General features: G+C 46.2%; 13 protein-coding genes. 7 read left to right on the top strand and 6 right to left on the bottom strand.

All coding sequences use genetic code 11. The features are described 5' to 3' along the window. The first annotated feature begins 540 nt into the window (after nt 1-540). From pheS to pheT, 3 genes are all read left to right on the top strand, one after another. Nucleotides 541-1,587 (top strand): phenylalanine--tRNA ligase subunit alpha, encoded by a 1,047-nt coding sequence (gene pheS, locus STRDD12_RS03620; RefSeq protein WP_066915232.1) that lies wholly within the window; start codon nt 541-543, stop codon nt 1,585-1,587. Continuing rightward, nucleotides 1,584-2,096, top strand: a complete 513-nt coding sequence (locus STRDD12_RS03615) for a GNAT family N-acetyltransferase (protein WP_066915230.1) — start codon at nt 1,584-1,586, stop codon at nt 2,094-2,096. The genes pheS and STRDD12_RS03615 overlap by 4 nt, the downstream gene beginning before the upstream one ends. Before the next feature lie 67 nt (nt 2,097-2,163). After that, nucleotides 2,164-4,569 carry a phenylalanine--tRNA ligase subunit beta gene (pheT, locus tag STRDD12_RS03610; RefSeq protein ID WP_066915228.1) on the top strand — a complete coding sequence of 802 codons (2,406 nt, stop codon included), beginning with the start codon at nt 2,164-2,166 and terminating at the stop codon, nt 4,567-4,569. An 87-nt stretch (nt 4,570-4,656) separates the two neighbouring features. Here pheT and STRDD12_RS03605 read toward each other — a convergent pair whose 3' ends face one another. Genes STRDD12_RS03605 through STRDD12_RS03595 form a run of 3 tightly spaced genes read right to left on the bottom strand, consistent with a single transcriptional unit; the run spans nt 4,657 to nt 6,085 of the window. Next, entirely contained in the window at nt 4,657-5,004 is a 348-nt protein-coding gene (locus tag STRDD12_RS03605) for a metal-sulfur cluster assembly factor (RefSeq protein WP_066915227.1), read from the bottom strand. A gap of 21 nt (nt 5,005-5,025) precedes the next feature. After that, nucleotides 5,026-5,406 (bottom strand): lactoylglutathione lyase, encoded by a 381-nt coding sequence (gloA, locus tag STRDD12_RS03600; protein WP_066915226.1) that lies wholly within the window; start codon nt 5,404-5,406, stop codon nt 5,026-5,028. 10 nt (nt 5,407-5,416) lie between these two features. Beyond that, nucleotides 5,417-6,085, bottom strand: a complete 669-nt coding sequence (locus tag STRDD12_RS03595) for an NAD(P)H-dependent oxidoreductase (RefSeq protein ID WP_066915224.1) — start codon at nt 6,083-6,085, stop codon at nt 5,417-5,419. Between the two features lie 276 nt (nt 6,086-6,361). Here STRDD12_RS03595 and tuf point away from each other — a divergent pair, with 276 nt between their 5' ends. Next, nucleotides 6,362-7,558, top strand: a complete 1,197-nt coding sequence (gene tuf / locus STRDD12_RS03590) for an elongation factor Tu (RefSeq protein ID WP_066915222.1) — start codon at nt 6,362-6,364, stop codon at nt 7,556-7,558. 216 nt (nt 7,559-7,774) lie between these two features. Continuing rightward, a complete protein-coding gene (gene tpiA, locus STRDD12_RS03585; RefSeq protein WP_066915221.1) occupies nt 7,775-8,533 on the top strand; it encodes a triose-phosphate isomerase in 759 nt (252 codons plus the stop codon). 77 nt (nt 8,534-8,610) lie between these two features. Here the strand turns inward: tpiA and STRDD12_RS03580 are convergent, their stop codons facing one another. The 3 genes from STRDD12_RS03580 to STRDD12_RS03570 are packed head-to-tail and all read right to left on the bottom strand — an operon-like array spanning nt 8,611 to nt 11,925. After that, nucleotides 8,611-9,810, bottom strand: coding sequence for an aminoacyltransferase (locus tag STRDD12_RS03580; RefSeq protein ID WP_066915219.1), 1,200 nt, complete (start codon nt 9,808-9,810; stop codon nt 8,611-8,613). Then, nucleotides 9,810-10,619, bottom strand: coding sequence for a sugar-phosphatase (gene yidA / locus STRDD12_RS03575; protein ID WP_066915217.1), 810 nt, complete (start codon nt 10,617-10,619; stop codon nt 9,810-9,812). Before yidA ends, STRDD12_RS03580 begins: the two co-directional genes overlap by 1 nt. Beyond that, nucleotides 10,609-11,925 carry an HD domain-containing protein gene (locus STRDD12_RS03570; protein WP_066915215.1) on the bottom strand — a complete coding sequence of 439 codons (1,317 nt, stop codon included), beginning with the start codon at nt 11,923-11,925 and terminating at the stop codon, nt 10,609-10,611. The genes yidA and STRDD12_RS03570 overlap by 11 nt, the downstream gene beginning before the upstream one ends. Nucleotides 11,926-12,014: 89 nt before the next feature. Here STRDD12_RS03570 and STRDD12_RS03565 point away from each other — a divergent pair, with 89 nt between their 5' ends. Continuing rightward, the gene (locus tag STRDD12_RS03565) at nt 12,015-12,413 is read left to right on the top strand and encodes a YwiB family protein (RefSeq protein WP_082753054.1); all 399 of its coding nucleotides are present in this window, start codon (nt 12,015-12,017) and stop codon (nt 12,411-12,413) included. Between the two features lie 231 nt (nt 12,414-12,644). After that, nucleotides 12,645-15,338, top strand: coding sequence for a cation-translocating P-type ATPase (locus STRDD12_RS03560; protein ID WP_066915211.1), 2,694 nt, complete (start codon nt 12,645-12,647; stop codon nt 15,336-15,338). The last annotated feature ends 30 nt before the right edge of the window (nt 15,339-15,368 follow it).

Here is a 15,368-nt window from a genome sequence, read left to right as displayed (position 1 = left end):
GCGGTCTTGTCGGCAATAAAACATAAGATTTCTCCTTTGGTAAACTAGAGTTTGTAACAACTCTGTAACATCCTTAATTTTAGCATAACAATCGGGGGAGGGTCAAGACTTGGTGAAGGAAAGAGACAGTTTATGAAAAATGTCCCTGCTACTAATTGCTATCGCGGAAAAGCGCTATCGGTTTATTCGCTAGTGACAGATACTAGGGGAACTTAGAATGGTATAGGTGTCTCTCCTTAAATGGGCTGGCTAGCAAATGACGGCAGGGCACTCTTGAATTTCATAGTTTTTTTTGTTACACTAGTAAGGAATTAAATAGCCGTCTTTTGAGACTAGTAAGCGCAGATGACACCACAAGGGAGTGTAGGGCATGGACTGGAACCCTACTTGGCCGATACCCGCTGAATTCACTCAATCCAAGACCCAGAAGCAAGGCCTTTTGCAAAAAAAGGTGAAAACGGATGGTACCGCGTGACAACGCTCCGTAATGTTGTCAGGCGGTTTTTTTCTTGTCTGAGACGGCCCATCATTGGAGGAAATATGTCAAAAATTGAAGAACAGTTGCAAGAACTGCGTGAAGAAACCTTGTCTTCTTTGCAAGCTTTTGGTGCAGAAAGTGCCAAAGACTTGCAAGACTTGAGGGTTTCTGTCCTAGGGAAAAAAGGGTCTCTGACTGAAATTCTGAAAGGCATGAAACACTTGTCTGCCGAAGAGCGTCCCAAGGTTGGAAAGATTGTCAATGAAGCGCGAGATGTGCTGACCGAAGCTTTTGAAAAGCGCGCAGCCCTAATCGAAGAAGCATTGGTGGCAGCTAAGCTGGCGAGTGAAAGTGTGGACGTTACCCTACCTGGTCGTCAGATTCCTGCTGGCAATCGCCATGTCTTAACCCAAACCAGTGAAGAAATCGAAGATATTTTCATCGGAATGGGCTACCAAGTCGTAGACGGTTTTGAAGTGGAACAGGACTACTATAACTTTGAGCGGATGAACTTGCCCAAAGACCACCCGGCACGTGATATGCAAGATACCTTCTATATCACAGAAGAAATCTTGTTGCGGACGCATACCTCACCGGTTCAGGCAAGGGCCATGGATGCCCATGATTTTAGTCAGGGACCCCTTAAGATGATTTCACCAGGGCGTGTTTTCCGTCGTGACACAGATGATGCGACCCACAGCCATCAGTTCCATCAGATTGAAGGCCTAGTGGTCGGAGAAAATATTTCCATGGCTGATTTGCAGGGAACGCTTCAGCTCATCGTGCAAAAGATGTTTGGTGCTGACCGCAAGATTCGTTTGCGCCCGTCTTATTTCCCATTTACGGAACCATCTGTCGAAGTCGATGTCTCTTGCTTTAAGTGTGGGGGAGCCGGCTGTAATGTCTGCAAAAAGACCGGCTGGATTGAAATCATGGGGGCCGGCATGGTTCACCCTCGGGTGCTTGAAATGTCAGGCATCGATCCTAGCCATTACTCAGGTTTCGCCTTTGGTTTGGGTCAAGAACGTGTGGCGATGTTGCGCTATGGGATTAACGATATCCGTGGTTTCTACCAAGGGGATGTTCGTTTTTCAGAGCAATTCAAATGAGCATCCGACACGTTAAACTGAGTGAAATTCCCCGCTTGTCTGAGCTGGCTAAAACCACCTATACCGAAACGTTTGGCTATGCCAACACAGCTGAACAATTAGAAGCCTACTATGCCAAAGCATACGCCCATGAGGTGTTAATGGCTGACTTGCTGGACCCTGAGTCAGAGACCTTTTTCCTTTTTCATGAGGGGCAACTGGCTGGTTACCTCAAGGTCAATTGGGGACAAGCCCAGACGGAGCAAGACTTGCCGGATGGATTTGAGATTCAACGGCTCTATATCCGTCAAGCTTTTCAAGGGCATGGTTTGGGTCAGAAGTTGTTTGGTTTTGCCTTAGATTTAGCCAAGGAAAGGGGCTTTGACTGGGCCTGGTTAGGTGTCTGGGAGGCCAATGAGAAGGCGCAGGCCTTTTATCGAAAACAGGGCTTTGAACGCTTTGGTCAGCATGTCTTTTTGATGGGGGATAAGGTTGACGTGAATTGGTTGCTCAAAAAACGATTGACGTAAACTGGCAGTTTTGCCTGTTTGATGAGAAAAGAAAGGAAAAGCACTCCAAGTGGAGGCTATCTAAATTATGTTAGTAAGTTACAAATGGTTAAAAAATCTCGTGGACATCGAGGTGCCAAGTGCTGACTTGGCGGAAAAAATGTCAACGACAGGTATTGAAGTAGAAGGGGTAACCTCACCGGCAGAAGGATTGTCCAAAATCCTTGTTGGAGAAGTCTTATCCTGTGAGGATGTGCCGGATACCCACCTGCATCTTTGTCAGGTTGATGTAGGGGAAGAAGCCCCTCGACAAATTGTCTGTGGTGCTCCGAATATCCGTGCCGGTATCAAGGTTATTGTGGCCTTGCCTGGCGCTCGGATTGCGGATAATTACAAAATCAAAAAAGGCAAGATTCGTGGTTTAGAATCCTTAGGCATGATTTGTTCTTTGGGGGAATTAGGCATTTCTGACTCAGTTGTCCCCAAAGAATTCGCCGATGGTATCCAAATCTTACCTGAGGATGCTCCTGTTGGGGAGTCAGTCTTCCCTATTTTAGATTTGGATGATGAGATTATTGAACTTTCTATTACGCCAAATCGTGCGGACGCCCTCTCTATGCGTGGCGTGGCCTATGAAGTTGCAGCCATTTACGATAAGCCAGTCAACTTAACTAGTTTTGAACTGACTGAAAGTGACCAATCAGCTAGCGATGCGATTGCTGTTCGTATCGACAGTGACAAGGCTAGCTTTTATGCGACCCGTGTTTTGGACAATGTGACCATCGCCCCAAGTCCACAGTGGTTGCAAAACTTGCTCATGAATGCTGGAATTCGTCCTATTAACAATGTCGTGGACGTGACCAACTATATCCTCATCTACTATGGTCAACCCATGCATGCCTTTGACTTGGACACCTTCGCAGACAAAACGATTGCGGTGCGTCAAGCTTTGGCCGGAGAGCACCTCGTGACCCTTGATGGCGAAGACCGTGAATTAGAGACCAGTGACTTGGTCATTACCGTGGCTGATAAACCTGTTGCCTTGGCCGGTGTTATGGGGGGTGCAGCTACAGAGATTTCTGACCAGACCACACGTGTTGTATTGGAAGCAGCTGTCTTTGATGGCACAACGATTCGCAAGACAAGTGGCCGACTAAACCTGCGTTCGGAGTCGTCTTCTCGGTTTGAAAAAGGCATTAACCTGGCAACGGTGACCGAAGCCCTGGATGCTGCAGCAAGCTTGATTGCAGAACTCTCTGGCGCTAGTGTGCGTTCAGGTGTTATTGCAGCAGGAGACCTGGATACTTCAGATGTCACTGTCTCAAGTAGTCTAGCGGATGTCAACCGTGTTCTTGGGACAGCACTAACCCACAGTGATATCGAAGATGTCTTTCGTCGCTTGGGCTTCGGCTTGACTGGAAATGGCGAGCACTTCACGGTGAGCGTTCCTCGCAGACGTTGGGACATCAGCATCGAAGCAGACCTTTTCGAGGAAATTGCGCGGATTTATGGCTACGATAAACTACCAACTAGCCTACCTAAGGACGCAGGGACTGCTGGGGAGTTGACTGCTACACAAAAATTGCGCCGCAAGGTTCGCACCGTGGCCGAAGGGGCTGGTCTGTCTGAAATCATTACCTATGCCTTGACCACACCAGAAAAAGCGACAGCCTTTACCTTGGCACCGTCACATCTGACCGAGTTGATGTGGCCTATGACAGTTGAACGTTCTGTTTTGCGCCAAAGTATGGTACCTGGTATCTTGGATACGGTAGCCTACAATACTGCCCGTAAAAATGGGGATTTGGCCCTCTATGAGATTGGGAAAGTCTTCGAACAAACAGGTGACCCCAAAAAAGACCTGCCACAGGAAAACAATCATTTTGCCATTGCTTTGACAGGCCTTGTTCAGGCTAAAGATTTCCAAACCCTGGCTCAGCCTGTGGACTTTTTCTACGCCAAGGGTATCCTAGAAGCCCTCTTTGATCGTTTGGGCTTGGCGGTGACCTACCAAGCTAAGACTGATTTGGCAGGTATGCACCCAGGACGTACGGCAAGCCTTCATCTGGGAGATCGTCTGATTGGATTTGTCGGTCAAGTACACCCCAATACCGCAAAAGCTTATGGCATTCCAGAAACCTATGTAGCCGAGTTAGACCTAACTGCTATCGAAAATGCCTTAACTCCAGCGCAAGCATTTAATGAAATTACCAAATTCCCAGCAGTTACCCGAGACATAGCTCTCTTGCTGAAGGATGAGGTTACCCATCAAGAAGTCCTTGATGCGATTTTGGCTGCAGGTGTCAAACGCCTGACTGACATCAAACTCTTTGACGTCTTTTCAGGTAACAAATTAGGCCAAGGTTTGAAATCAATGGCCTATAGCCTAACCTTCCAAAACCCTGAAGACAGCCTAACAGACGAAGAAGTCGCTCGTTATATGGCTAAAATTCAAAAATCCTTGGAAGAAAAGGTGCAAGCAGAAGTGCGTTAAACCAAAAAAGACCAGCCTATTGGCCGGTCTTTTCGTTTTATTCAATCATGAGCTGAAATCCAGATTTTATACTGGCCAATCTGCTAATCAGCGTGGGCTGATGCCTAAGGTAATCCGACCCAGACGGCTGATGCGCGTCATTTTCCAGACAGGGGTCCAAGTGACTTCGATTTTTGAAGAGGTGATCCCTGGGACATGTTGGAGTTTATCAGCCAGTTCGGCAGGCAGGGTATCTTCACACCCACAGTTGCGGTCAGTGAAGGTCATGAGCACCCGGCAATGGCCGGCCTCATCAACGGTTACTTCGTAAATTAATCCTAAGTTATAGATATCCAACTCAATTTCAGGGTCTCGTACTTGTTCAAAAACGGCGATGAGCTCCTCGCTCATGGCTTCTGCCTTTGGGTTGGCCGTGATATCCTCACGAAAGGTCATAGTCGCTCCTTTACTAGCTTTTTAAAATTGGTTTAAGTCGATAATTTCAATCTTGTAGCCATCAGGGTCTTGAATGAAATAAAAGAGTGGTGGCGTACCAGGTAATCCAGCAAGGTCAGTGACGGGATAGCCAGCTTCGACATGGGCCGCATGACTGGCTGAGAGATCGTCAACACCAACAGCGATATGGCCATAACCATTGCCCAAGTCATAAGCTTCATGCCCATAATTATAGGTTAATTCTAGCTCATAAGTTTCATCGGGAAGTCCCAGATAGACCAGAGTAAATGCAGCTTCTGGGAAATCACTTCGCCGTTTTTCCACGAAACCTAAAGCTTCTTTATAAAACTTTAGAGAGGCCTCTAAGTCTTTGACACGAATACATGTATGTAGCATTTTCATCCTTAACTCCTTATTTCCAGAAAATAACGTCCTTACGATCTTTGCGGCTTCGCCTGTGTTTGGGCTCCTCGGCGCGGTAACCAAGGGATAACATAACAGAAATGCCTTCTGTCTCAGGGTCTAAGACCTGGTATTCAGCTAGGACACGATTGACAGACTCATAATGAAACCCTTCAATCGGACAAGAGTCAATGCCTAGTAGACTGGCCGTCATCATCATATTGCCCAGAGCGATATAGGTTTGTTTGGCAGACCATTGCCAAAGTTCATGAGTTGACTCTGCAATCCCTTGGTCCTTTTTTTGAAAGTCCTCGTACCGTGCCAAGCGTTGTTGAATCGTAAGCTCATCGGTCAAGCCACGGCGGACCAAACTTTGATAGACATTGTCCGAATCATAGCGCACATCCTTAGAGGCGATGAGCAAGACAAAGTGGCTAGCCGTTTCAAGTTGTGTTTGCGCACCCCAGGCATAGGGCTTGATAGCCGCTTTAATTTCAGGGTTTTCTAAAACAACAAAACGCCAAGGTTCCAACCCGATAGAAGAAGGGGCCAGCCAAGCGCTATCTAAAATGGTCGCCAAATCCGCCTTGGGAATTTTACGCTCGGAGTAGACCCGCACAGCGGTTCGGAAATCCAAAGCCTGTCGAATGTCTTGGGGACTTAAGAAAGGTTTGTTCATTTTCGCCTCCTTATAAAGGATTATTTTCTTATCATACCACTTTTTTAAAAAAAGAACTAGCTTCTTTGTATATTTCGTCGAAATATTCTGAAAATAATAGCCGAGCATATCCAGAAAATAGACTTTTTTAAGAAAGCAGCTTAGCGAAGGAAAATACGAAAAAACCCACCCTTAGCGCTTGCATTTTCTATTTTATTTGTTAAAATAGTAAGGAAAGTTAGACTGTATTGCCTACTGTCTATCTATAAAATATATTTTATTGGAGGCTTTTCCTAAATGGCAAAAGAAAAATACGATCGTAGTAAACCACACGTTAACATTGGTACTATCGGACACGTTGACCATGGTAAAACTACATTGACAGCAGCGATCACGACTGTATTGGCACGTCGTCTTCCATCTTCTGTTAACCAACCAAAAGACTACTCATCTATCGATGCAGCTCCAGAAGAACGCGAACGCGGAATCACTATCAACACTGCACACGTTGAGTACGAAACTGAAAACCGTCACTACGCGCACATCGACGCGCCAGGACACGCGGACTACGTTAAAAACATGATCACTGGTGCTGCCCAAATGGACGGTGCGATCCTCGTAGTTGCTTCAACTGACGGACCAATGCCACAAACACGTGAACACATCTTGCTTTCACGCCAAGTTGGTGTTAAATACCTTATCGTCTTCATGAACAAGGTTGACTTGGTTGACGACGAAGAATTGCTTGAATTGGTTGAAATGGAAATCCGTGACCTCTTGTCAGAATACGATTTCCCAGGTGATGACATTCCAGTTATCCAAGGTTCTGCACTTAAAGCCCTTGAAGGTGATGCTGAACAAGAAGATGTTATCATGGAATTGATGAAGACTGTTGACGAGTACATTCCAGAACCAGAACGTGACACTGACAAGCCTTTGTTGCTTCCAGTCGAAGACGTGTTCTCAATCACTGGACGTGGTACTGTTGCTTCAGGACGTATCGACCGTGGTACTGTTAAAGTCAACGACGAAGTTGAAATCGTTGGTATCAAAGAAGAAATCCAATCTGCAGTTGTTACCGGTGTTGAAATGTTCCGTAAACAATTGGACGAAGGTATTGCAGGGGATAACGTTGGTGTCCTTCTCCGTGGTATCCAACGTGATGAAATCGAACGTGGTCAAGTATTGGCTAAACCAGGTTCAATCAAACCTCACACTAAATTCAAGGGTGAAGTTTATATCCTTACAAAAGACGAAGGTGGACGTCACACTCCATTCTTCAACAACTACCGTCCACAATTCTACTTCCGTACAACTGACGTAACTGGTTCAATCGAGTTGCCTGCAGGTACTGAAATGGTTATGCCTGGTGATAACGTGACAATCGACGTTGAGTTGATTCACCCAATCGCCGTAGAACAAGGTACAACTTTCTCTATCCGTGAAGGTGGACGTACTGTTGGTTCAGGTATCGTATCTGAAATCGAAGCTTAATTCGATTTAGTTCCCAACACAAAATAAGTCAGACAAAGAGCCTGGGGCGAAAGCCCTAGGCTCTTTTTTTGTGACATTTTTGAAAATATTCAGAGAGGCAAGAAATTTACACAAAGTTTGCGGGGAGAATGAGACAAATGTGGGATGGTTACTTTATTTTAAGGGAAAAAAATGGTAAAATAGAAGGCGAAAATAAATAAAAAAGAGGTATGTGAAATGTCACGTAAACCATTTATCGCCGGTAACTGGAAAATGAACAAAAATCCAGAAGAAGCTAAAGCTTTTGTTGAAGCTGTTGCATCAAAATTGCCTTCAGCTGACTTGGTTGAAGCTGGGATTGCAGCACCAGCAGTTGATTTGACAGCTGTGCTTGCTGCAGCTAAAGGATCAAACCTGAAAGTTGCTGCGCAAAACACTTACTTTGAAAACGCTGGTGCCTTCACTGGTGAAACAAGCCCACAAGTGTTGAAAGAAATTGGTACTGACTACGTGGTTATTGGTCACTCAGAACGTCGTGATTATTTCCATGAAACAGATGAAGACATCAACAAAAAAGCCAAAGCTATCTTTGCTAACGGTCTTTTGCCAATCATCTGTTGTGGTGAGTCTTTGGAAACTTACGAAGCTGGTAAAGCTGCCGAATTTGTTGGTGCCCAAGTATCAGCTGCTTTGGCTGGTTTGACTGATGAGCAAGTTGCTGCATCTGTTATCGCTTATGAACCAATCTGGGCTATCGGAACAGGTAAATCTGCTTCTCAAGACGACGCTCAAAAAATGTGTAAAGTTGTCCGTGACGTGGTTGCTGCAGACTTCGGTCAAGCGGTTGCTGACAAAGTTCGTGTTCAATACGGTGGTTCTGTAAAACCTGAAAATGTTGCTGAATACATGGCATGTCCAGACGTTGATGGCGCACTCGTTGGTGGCGCATCTCTTGAAGCAGAAAGCTTCTTGGCACTTTTGGACTTCGTAAAATAAGACAAAAAAAGCCAGCGAATGCTGGTTTTTTTATTGAAAAAATCTCACGAATAAGCATTCTGTGAGATTTTTTGTTTTTATGAGGATTTGCGGCGATTGTAGGCCCAGAGAGCTAGTGGGGCTAGTGGACTGGCTGAGAGAGTGAATTCCCCAATATATTCTTCAATCATCGGGTTGAAGTTGGATTTGAATTTGGTTAGACCATCATCTAATGTGCCTTCAACCCCTCCCATATTGGCCCAAATAATGCCATCAGCATAGGCATCTTCAAAGACTTTAGGGTATAAGGCGTATTGTGGGTAGAATTTCTTAAAGGCATCATTCATACCGGCATAGAGCATTTCCATGACATTGCCATAACCGACAGAAAGGATACCGGCAATAACCAGCTCGTCAGGATACTGGCTGACAAATTCTTCAAATTCGGCGATATACTTGGTAACGGAATTCTTTTGTTGGGTCAATTTGGTCAGTCGCTTTTTCTGATGCGCTTCAGTAGCATCAAGGTCTTTTTCAATCTGTGCCAGCTGGTCCTTGTACTCTTGTAGACGCTGGGGCAGATTGACTTTGGCTAAATGCAGGTAAGCATCGTCTCCGTAGACGGTCATCATTTTCGTGAAATAATCGTGATTACGCAAGGCAACCCCTTTGCGGTCTTCTGTCAGAGCGACCACATCTGCAAAGTCGCTGACTTGGTCGATACCGGCACGGAAAACGTGAACCCCGCGGTTAGTCGCATCTTTTAGTAAGCGCTTGGTGTGTTTTGGGAATGTTTTGAGAATGTCATCGCTGGTGTAAACATTGGCCTGAAAACGTGGCTGGATGGTTTCTGCGATTTCACTGGTCCGTCCTTGCCACTGGGCGCCAGCAGTAGTGAGATTTTCAATAGCAGCTAGCGTTTCTGGGTTTTCTTCAACAGTTTCACCGATATGATACTGTTTGAGTAAAAGAGCAGGGTCAAACTTGATAAAGAGTGCCTTTTGTGTTTTGGCATAGGCCTTGAGGCTATCTAAGACAAAAGTAACCAATGCTAAGTCTTGATAATCCATAACAGGCCCTCGAGGGACGTAAAGCATGGCCATGCCCAAGGGAAGGTGGCGGATGAGTACTAGGGCCGATGCCACTAATTGACCATCTTTGTAAAAGCCGAGGCGTTGACTGCCCCAGTTATCCTTGATTTGGGCCCAGTTGGCACTTTGAAGGAGATTGGTCTGCTGGCTGTTTTTGACAAAGTCATCGTGCTCTTGAGCTGAAATTCCTACTTTATAGGTAAACATTAGTCTAAAACCCACTTTCTAAGCGCATAAGCTACGCCATCTTCATCGTTGGACTTGGTAATATGTTTGGCGATTTTTTTCACTTCAGGGACGCCATTTTCCATGACAACGGGATGTCCGACCACTTCTAACATAGCGCGGTCGTTTTCCTCATCGCCGATAGCCATCAGTTGGTCAGGCGAAAAACCCAATTTTTCGGCCAAGTGAAGGACAGCAGCGCCCTTGCTGACAGTTTTTGGCATGAATTCTAGGTAGAAGGGTTTGGATTTGACGATGGTAAAACGGTCGTAAAATTCTTGCGGAATCCGTGAGATGGCCTGGTCAAGGAGGTCAGGTTCGTCAATCATCATGATTTTGACGATTTCCTTATCAGGCATCTCTTCTGGGGTACGGTAAAAGATAGGCATGCTGACCAAAGTGGCTTCGTGGACAGTGTATTTACCAATGTTTCTGTTGGCTGTGTAAATGCCTTCTTTTGTGATAGCATGCAAATGAACCCCCAGCTTACGGCTGAGAAATTCAATATCTAAATAATCTTCATAACTGAGGGGTTCTCGAATGATGTCTTCTTCGGTGGCAGTGTCTTGGACCAGACCTCCATTAAATGTAATGACATAGTTGTCTGGGTGACGTAGGTCTAATTCTTCCAGTAAGTTTTGGACGCCAGCGATTGGGCGACCAGTGGCAATCACGAATTTTACCCCAGCTTCACGAGCTTCTTTGACGGCTTTTGCCACTTCGGGGGTCACTTCGTTTTTTGAGTTCAGTAGGGTGCCGTCGATATCGACAGCAACGAGTTTAATACTCATGGGGGTCTCCTTTAAATTGGCCATTGTGGATATGGGCGGAAAAGTCTCGGTGGGCCTGGGCGAAAAGGTGGTTATCTTCCTGCATTTCGCGTGGGAAATAAAAGCGCCTATCGCCATAACTTGTCCCAGTTAGGGCGGCCACGAGGGGTGACAGTTGCGATAGCTCTACAGAGGTGCCGTCACCTTCTAAAATATCAATCTGCGTCCGAGAGTTTTTCACATCTGGCTTGTAGATGTCGTAGGGCAGGTCAAAATTGAGGTGGATGGCTGTGTAGTAGTCAGGGTCAAAGCCAACCTCTGCCACGAGATGGCGTAACAGATCGAGACCTTGTAGGTCGTCTTGCGCAAAAGTGATAGACTTGAAAATACGACGATTGATAAAGCGACTAGCCAAGTCAGATAAGATAATATCGTCAGCTTCCATCCAGGTTTGAAAGTAGGTGTTGAGCACCCCGTCGTCTAATTTGAGGTAATCCTCTAAGGTGAAGCGATTTTCCAAAAAAGGAATCAAGCGTGGGGCAGTCCTGTCAAAATAAGCCTTATGCTCCACCTCTTGGTAGAGTAACTTGGCCCGTTTTAGCAGATTTTTAAGGATGACTTCCATGGCGCGGGTAGCGGGATGGAAGTAAACCTGCATATACATCTGAAAACGGCTGACAATATAGTCCTCAACAGCATGCATCCCGTGAAAATCAAAGGCGATGCCATTGGGCACGGGGCGCATGACCCGCAAGATACGGGTCAAATCGAATTCTCCGTAGGTTGCTCCTGTAAAATAGGAGTCCCGTAAGAGGTAATCCATCCGATCGACATCGATCTGGCTAGAAATGAGTTGCACGACCTGCTTATTGGGATAGGTGTGGTTGATGACACTCGCGACCTTGCTAGGGAAATCAGGCCCTTGTTGCAGTAAGATGCGGTGGATTTCTGTCTCCGGCCCTAAAATGATGGCCTGGGTGATGGCCTCGTGGTCGGTGTCAAATAGGCCCTCGAAAGTATGGGAATAGGCCCCATGCCCGATATCATGCAAGAGAGCAGCTGTCATGGTTAGGAGGCTCTCCTTACTGTCCCAAACCGAAGCGTATTTGCGATCGAAGAGCCGAGTGACCCGTCGTGCAATTTCGTAAGCTCCTAGGCAGTGGGAAAAACGGCTATGTTCGCCCCCGTGAAAGGTAAAGGAGCTGGTTCCTAGTTGTTTGATGCGTCTTAGCCGCTGGAATTCACGGCTATTGATAAGCTGGTGAATCATGGGATGGTCCACATGGATGTAATCATGAACGGGATCCCGAAAGACTTTTTCAATCATACCTCTTATTATACTAGAATTTAAGAAGAATTTCCTTGCGGGAGCTGGCCTTTCTTGAAAGAATCTGTAGAACTTGCTAAAATAGGGCCATGCTAAGGATTCATATTAAAAACACGGTTCGGATGAACACGGAAATAGATGTTATCGAAGAAGTCTATCAAGGAGAAGTCGTGGAAAAAGGGGCAACTCTCTACCTGCGCTACCGTAATCAAGAAAATGAGCAGGTGGTCCTTAAGGGCTCAGACCAAGAATGGGTCATGTCCCGATTTTCAAGGCCCAAGTCTATCATGCGCTTTTCGGTGGAGGGGCTGACGCAGAGCTTTTTTGTAACCCATCAGGGACAGTTACCCATTTATATCCAGACCCAGTCTTTGGTCTATGAAAAAAATCGTTCTCAGGTCAGTATGTCTTATAGCCTCTACCTGGACGCGGAAGGTCAAGAGGAGTTGGCGCATTATGACTTGCTGGTTTCCTGGGGAAATTTTTAGGGCGCTATCTTGACCCAGCCTTATTTTTCGTGTAAAATAATGGGAAATAAGGGAGTAGCCGACGGAAATATCCGTGGCAAGGTCGTCAATCCGAAAGCAATTTCCGGCCTTGTCTTAAACAGCGAGACTTGTTTCTAAAAACAGGTCTCTTTTTTATGTTTATAAAATGGAGACTTCCCCTAAGCTAGCAATTTTGCTTAGCGATGAGACACCATAAGAGGAGGAACAAACGTGTCCAAAGAACAACTTAAACAGAGCTTTTTTGCCCAAGACCCCCAAACGGTTTTGGCAGAGCTCGATTCGACACCAGAGGGGTTGAGTCAATCCCAAGCACAAGAGCGCTTGCAAACCTATGGCGCCAATGAGCTTGAGGCTGGCGAAAAACGGAGTCTTCTGGCAAAATTCATCGATCAATTCAAGGATTTGATGATTATCATTTTGCTGATAGCCGCAGCCTTATCTGTTGTGACAGAAGGAATGCACGGCTTGACAGATGCCATCATTATCTTGGTGGTTGTTATCCTAAATGCGGCCTTTGGTGTATACCAAGAAGGGCAGGCTGAGGCGGCTATAGAAGCTTTGAAAGATATGTCAAGCCCTATGGCACGTGTTCGCCGAGATGGGCAAGTCATGGAAATTGACTCCAAAGACTTAGTGCCAGGTGATATTGTACTTTTGGAGGCTGGTGATGTGGTGCCGGCGGATATGCGTCTTTTGGAAGCCGCTTCCTTAAAGATTGAAGAAGCTGCCCTAACAGGTGAGTCTGTACCAGTCGAAAAAGACGTGACCAGCTCAGTTGCAGCAGATGCTGGTATCGGCGATCGCCTCAACATGGCTTATCAAAATGCCAATGTGACATACGGTCGTGGTGTAGGTCTGGTGACCAATACAGGAATGTACACTGAGGTGGGGCATATTGCAGGGATGTTGGCGGATGCCGATGAAACGGATACCCCGCTCAAGCAAAGCCTCAATAATCTTTCTAAAGCCTTGACTTACTTGATTGTAGCCATTGCAGCCATTACCTTTGTTGTCGGTGTCTTTATTCGTCACGAAGCCCCTCTTAATGGTTTGATGACTGCAGTAGCTCTGGCTGTTGCTGCTATTCCTGAAGGGTTGCCTGCCATTGTAACGGTCGTTCTCTCCCTAGGGACTCAAACTCTGGCCAAACGGCATTCGATTGTGCGGAGTTTACCAGCTGTTGAAACGTTGGGGTCAACAGAGATTATTGCTTCAGATAAAACGGGAACCTTGACCCAAAATCAAATGACCGTTGAAAAAATTTATTATGATGGGGCTATCCACGAAGCCAGTGAACCAATTGCGCTGGGCTTAGAGTTGCCACTTTTGCGTTCGGTAGTACTGGCCAACGACACCAAAATTGACCCTGATGGCAAGTTAATCGGAGACCCGACGGAAACAGCCTTCATTCAGTATGCCTTGTCACAAGGCTTTGATGTGGCGGGCCTTTTGGCCAAATACCCACGTGTTGCTGAGCTTCCATTTGACTCTGACCGCAAGTTGATGTCAACCATTCACCAAATGCCAAATGGGCAATTCCTGGTGGCTGTTAAGGGGGCGCCAGATCAGCTGTTGAAGCGTTGTGTCTCTCGTGATAAGGCTGGCGATATTGCGCCTATTGATGCTGCAACAACGGAACTCATCCAAAGCAGCAATAGGGCTATGGCTCATGAAGCCTTACGTGTTTTGGCGGGGGCCTATAAGGTGATTGACCAAGTGCCAGACGAGGTAACGGTTGATACGATTGAAAGTGACCTTATCTTTACAGGTATGATTGGGATGATTGACCCTGAGCGTCCTGAAGCTGCAGAGGCTGTTCGTGTCGCTAAAGAAGCTGGTATTCGTCCGATTATGATTACAGGTGACCACCAAGATACGGCGGAAGCCATTGCCAAACGTCTGGGTATCATTGATGAAAATGATACAGAAGACCATGTCTTCACAGGTGCTGAACTCAATGAGTTGACGGATGAAGAGTTCCAAAAAGTCTTCAAACAATATTCTGTGTATGCGCGTGTATCGCCTGAACATAAGGTGCGTATTGTCAAAGCTTGGCAAAATGACGGCAAGGTGGTCGCCATGACAGGTGATGGGGTCAATGACGCGCCATCTCTCAAAACAGCTGACATTGGTATCGGTATGGGGATCACAGGAACAGAAGTTTCTAAAGGGGCTTCCGACATGGTCTTGGCAGACGATAACTTTGCAACCATTATTGTCGCAGTAGAAGAAGGGCGTAAGGTCTTCTCCAATATTCAGAAGTCCATCCAATACCTCTTATCTGCCAATATGGCTGAAGTCTTTACCATCTTCTTTGCCACCTTGTTTGGTTGGGATGTCTTGCAACCGGTACATCTCCTGTGGATCAATCTGGTAACAGATACCCTACCTGCCATCGCTTTAGGGGTTGAACCTGCCGAACCGGGTGTGATGACCCACAAACCGCGTGGCCGCAAGTCGAGCTTCTTCTCTGGAGGGGTTCTTGGAGCGATTATCTACCAAGGTATTCTCCAAACGCTCTTGGTATTGGGTGTTTATGGCTGGGCCTTGCTTCATCCCGAACACCAAGTTTATAAAGAAATCCATGCGGATGCTTTGACGATGGCTTTTGCTACCTTGGGACTGATCCAATTGGTGCATGCCTTTAACGTCAAATCAGTCTATCAATCTATTTTCACGGTTGGTGTCTGGCGCAACAAGCTCTTTAATTGGGCAATTCCGTTGGCTTTCCTTATTTTGATGGTGACCATTGTAGTACCTGGTTTCAACCAATTCTTCCATGTGTCACACTTAAGCCTAAGTCAGTGGTTAGCTGTCTTTATCGGAAGCTTCCTGATGTTGGTCCTTGTTGAGATTGTTAAAGCCATCCAGCGGGCCTTGGGTTACGATAAGAAAGCCATCTAAAGGGCGAAAAAAGTCTAGGAATTATTCCTA

The organism is Streptococcus sp. DD12 (genome assembly GCF_001578885.1).
In the GTDB taxonomy this organism is placed as follows: Bacteria; Bacillota; Bacilli; order Lactobacillales; family Streptococcaceae; genus Streptococcus.
The sequence above is the reverse complement of the archived record's forward strand: the minus strand, read 5'-3'. Positions and strand labels throughout refer to the sequence as shown.

Coding starts and splice junctions, on each gene's coding strand:
- pheS (WP_066915232.1), top strand. CDS start 541: ATGTCAAAAATTGAAGAACAGTTGCAAGAACTGCGTGAAGAAACCTTG.
- STRDD12_RS03615 (WP_066915230.1), top strand. CDS start 1,584: ATGAGCATCCGACACGTTAAACTGAGTGAAATTCCCCGCTTGTCTGAG.
- pheT (WP_066915228.1), top strand. CDS start 2,164: ATGTTAGTAAGTTACAAATGGTTAAAAAATCTCGTGGACATCGAGGTG.
- STRDD12_RS03605 (WP_066915227.1), bottom strand. CDS start 5,004: ATGACCTTTCGTGAGGATATCACGGCCAACCCAAAGGCAGAAGCCATG.
- gloA (WP_066915226.1), bottom strand. CDS start 5,406: ATGAAAATGCTACATACATGTATTCGTGTCAAAGACTTAGAGGCCTCT.
- STRDD12_RS03595 (WP_066915224.1), bottom strand. CDS start 6,085: ATGAACAAACCTTTCTTAAGTCCCCAAGACATTCGACAGGCTTTGGAT.
- tuf (WP_066915222.1), top strand. CDS start 6,362: ATGGCAAAAGAAAAATACGATCGTAGTAAACCACACGTTAACATTGGT.
- tpiA (WP_066915221.1), top strand. CDS start 7,775: ATGTCACGTAAACCATTTATCGCCGGTAACTGGAAAATGAACAAAAAT.
- STRDD12_RS03580 (WP_066915219.1), bottom strand. CDS start 9,810: ATGTTTACCTATAAAGTAGGAATTTCAGCTCAAGAGCACGATGACTTT.
- yidA (WP_066915217.1), bottom strand. CDS start 10,619: ATGAGTATTAAACTCGTTGCTGTCGATATCGACGGCACCCTACTGAAC.
- STRDD12_RS03570 (WP_066915215.1), bottom strand. CDS start 11,925: ATGATTGAAAAAGTCTTTCGGGATCCCGTTCATGATTACATCCATGTG.
- STRDD12_RS03565 (WP_082753054.1), top strand. CDS start 12,015: ATGCTAAGGATTCATATTAAAAACACGGTTCGGATGAACACGGAAATA.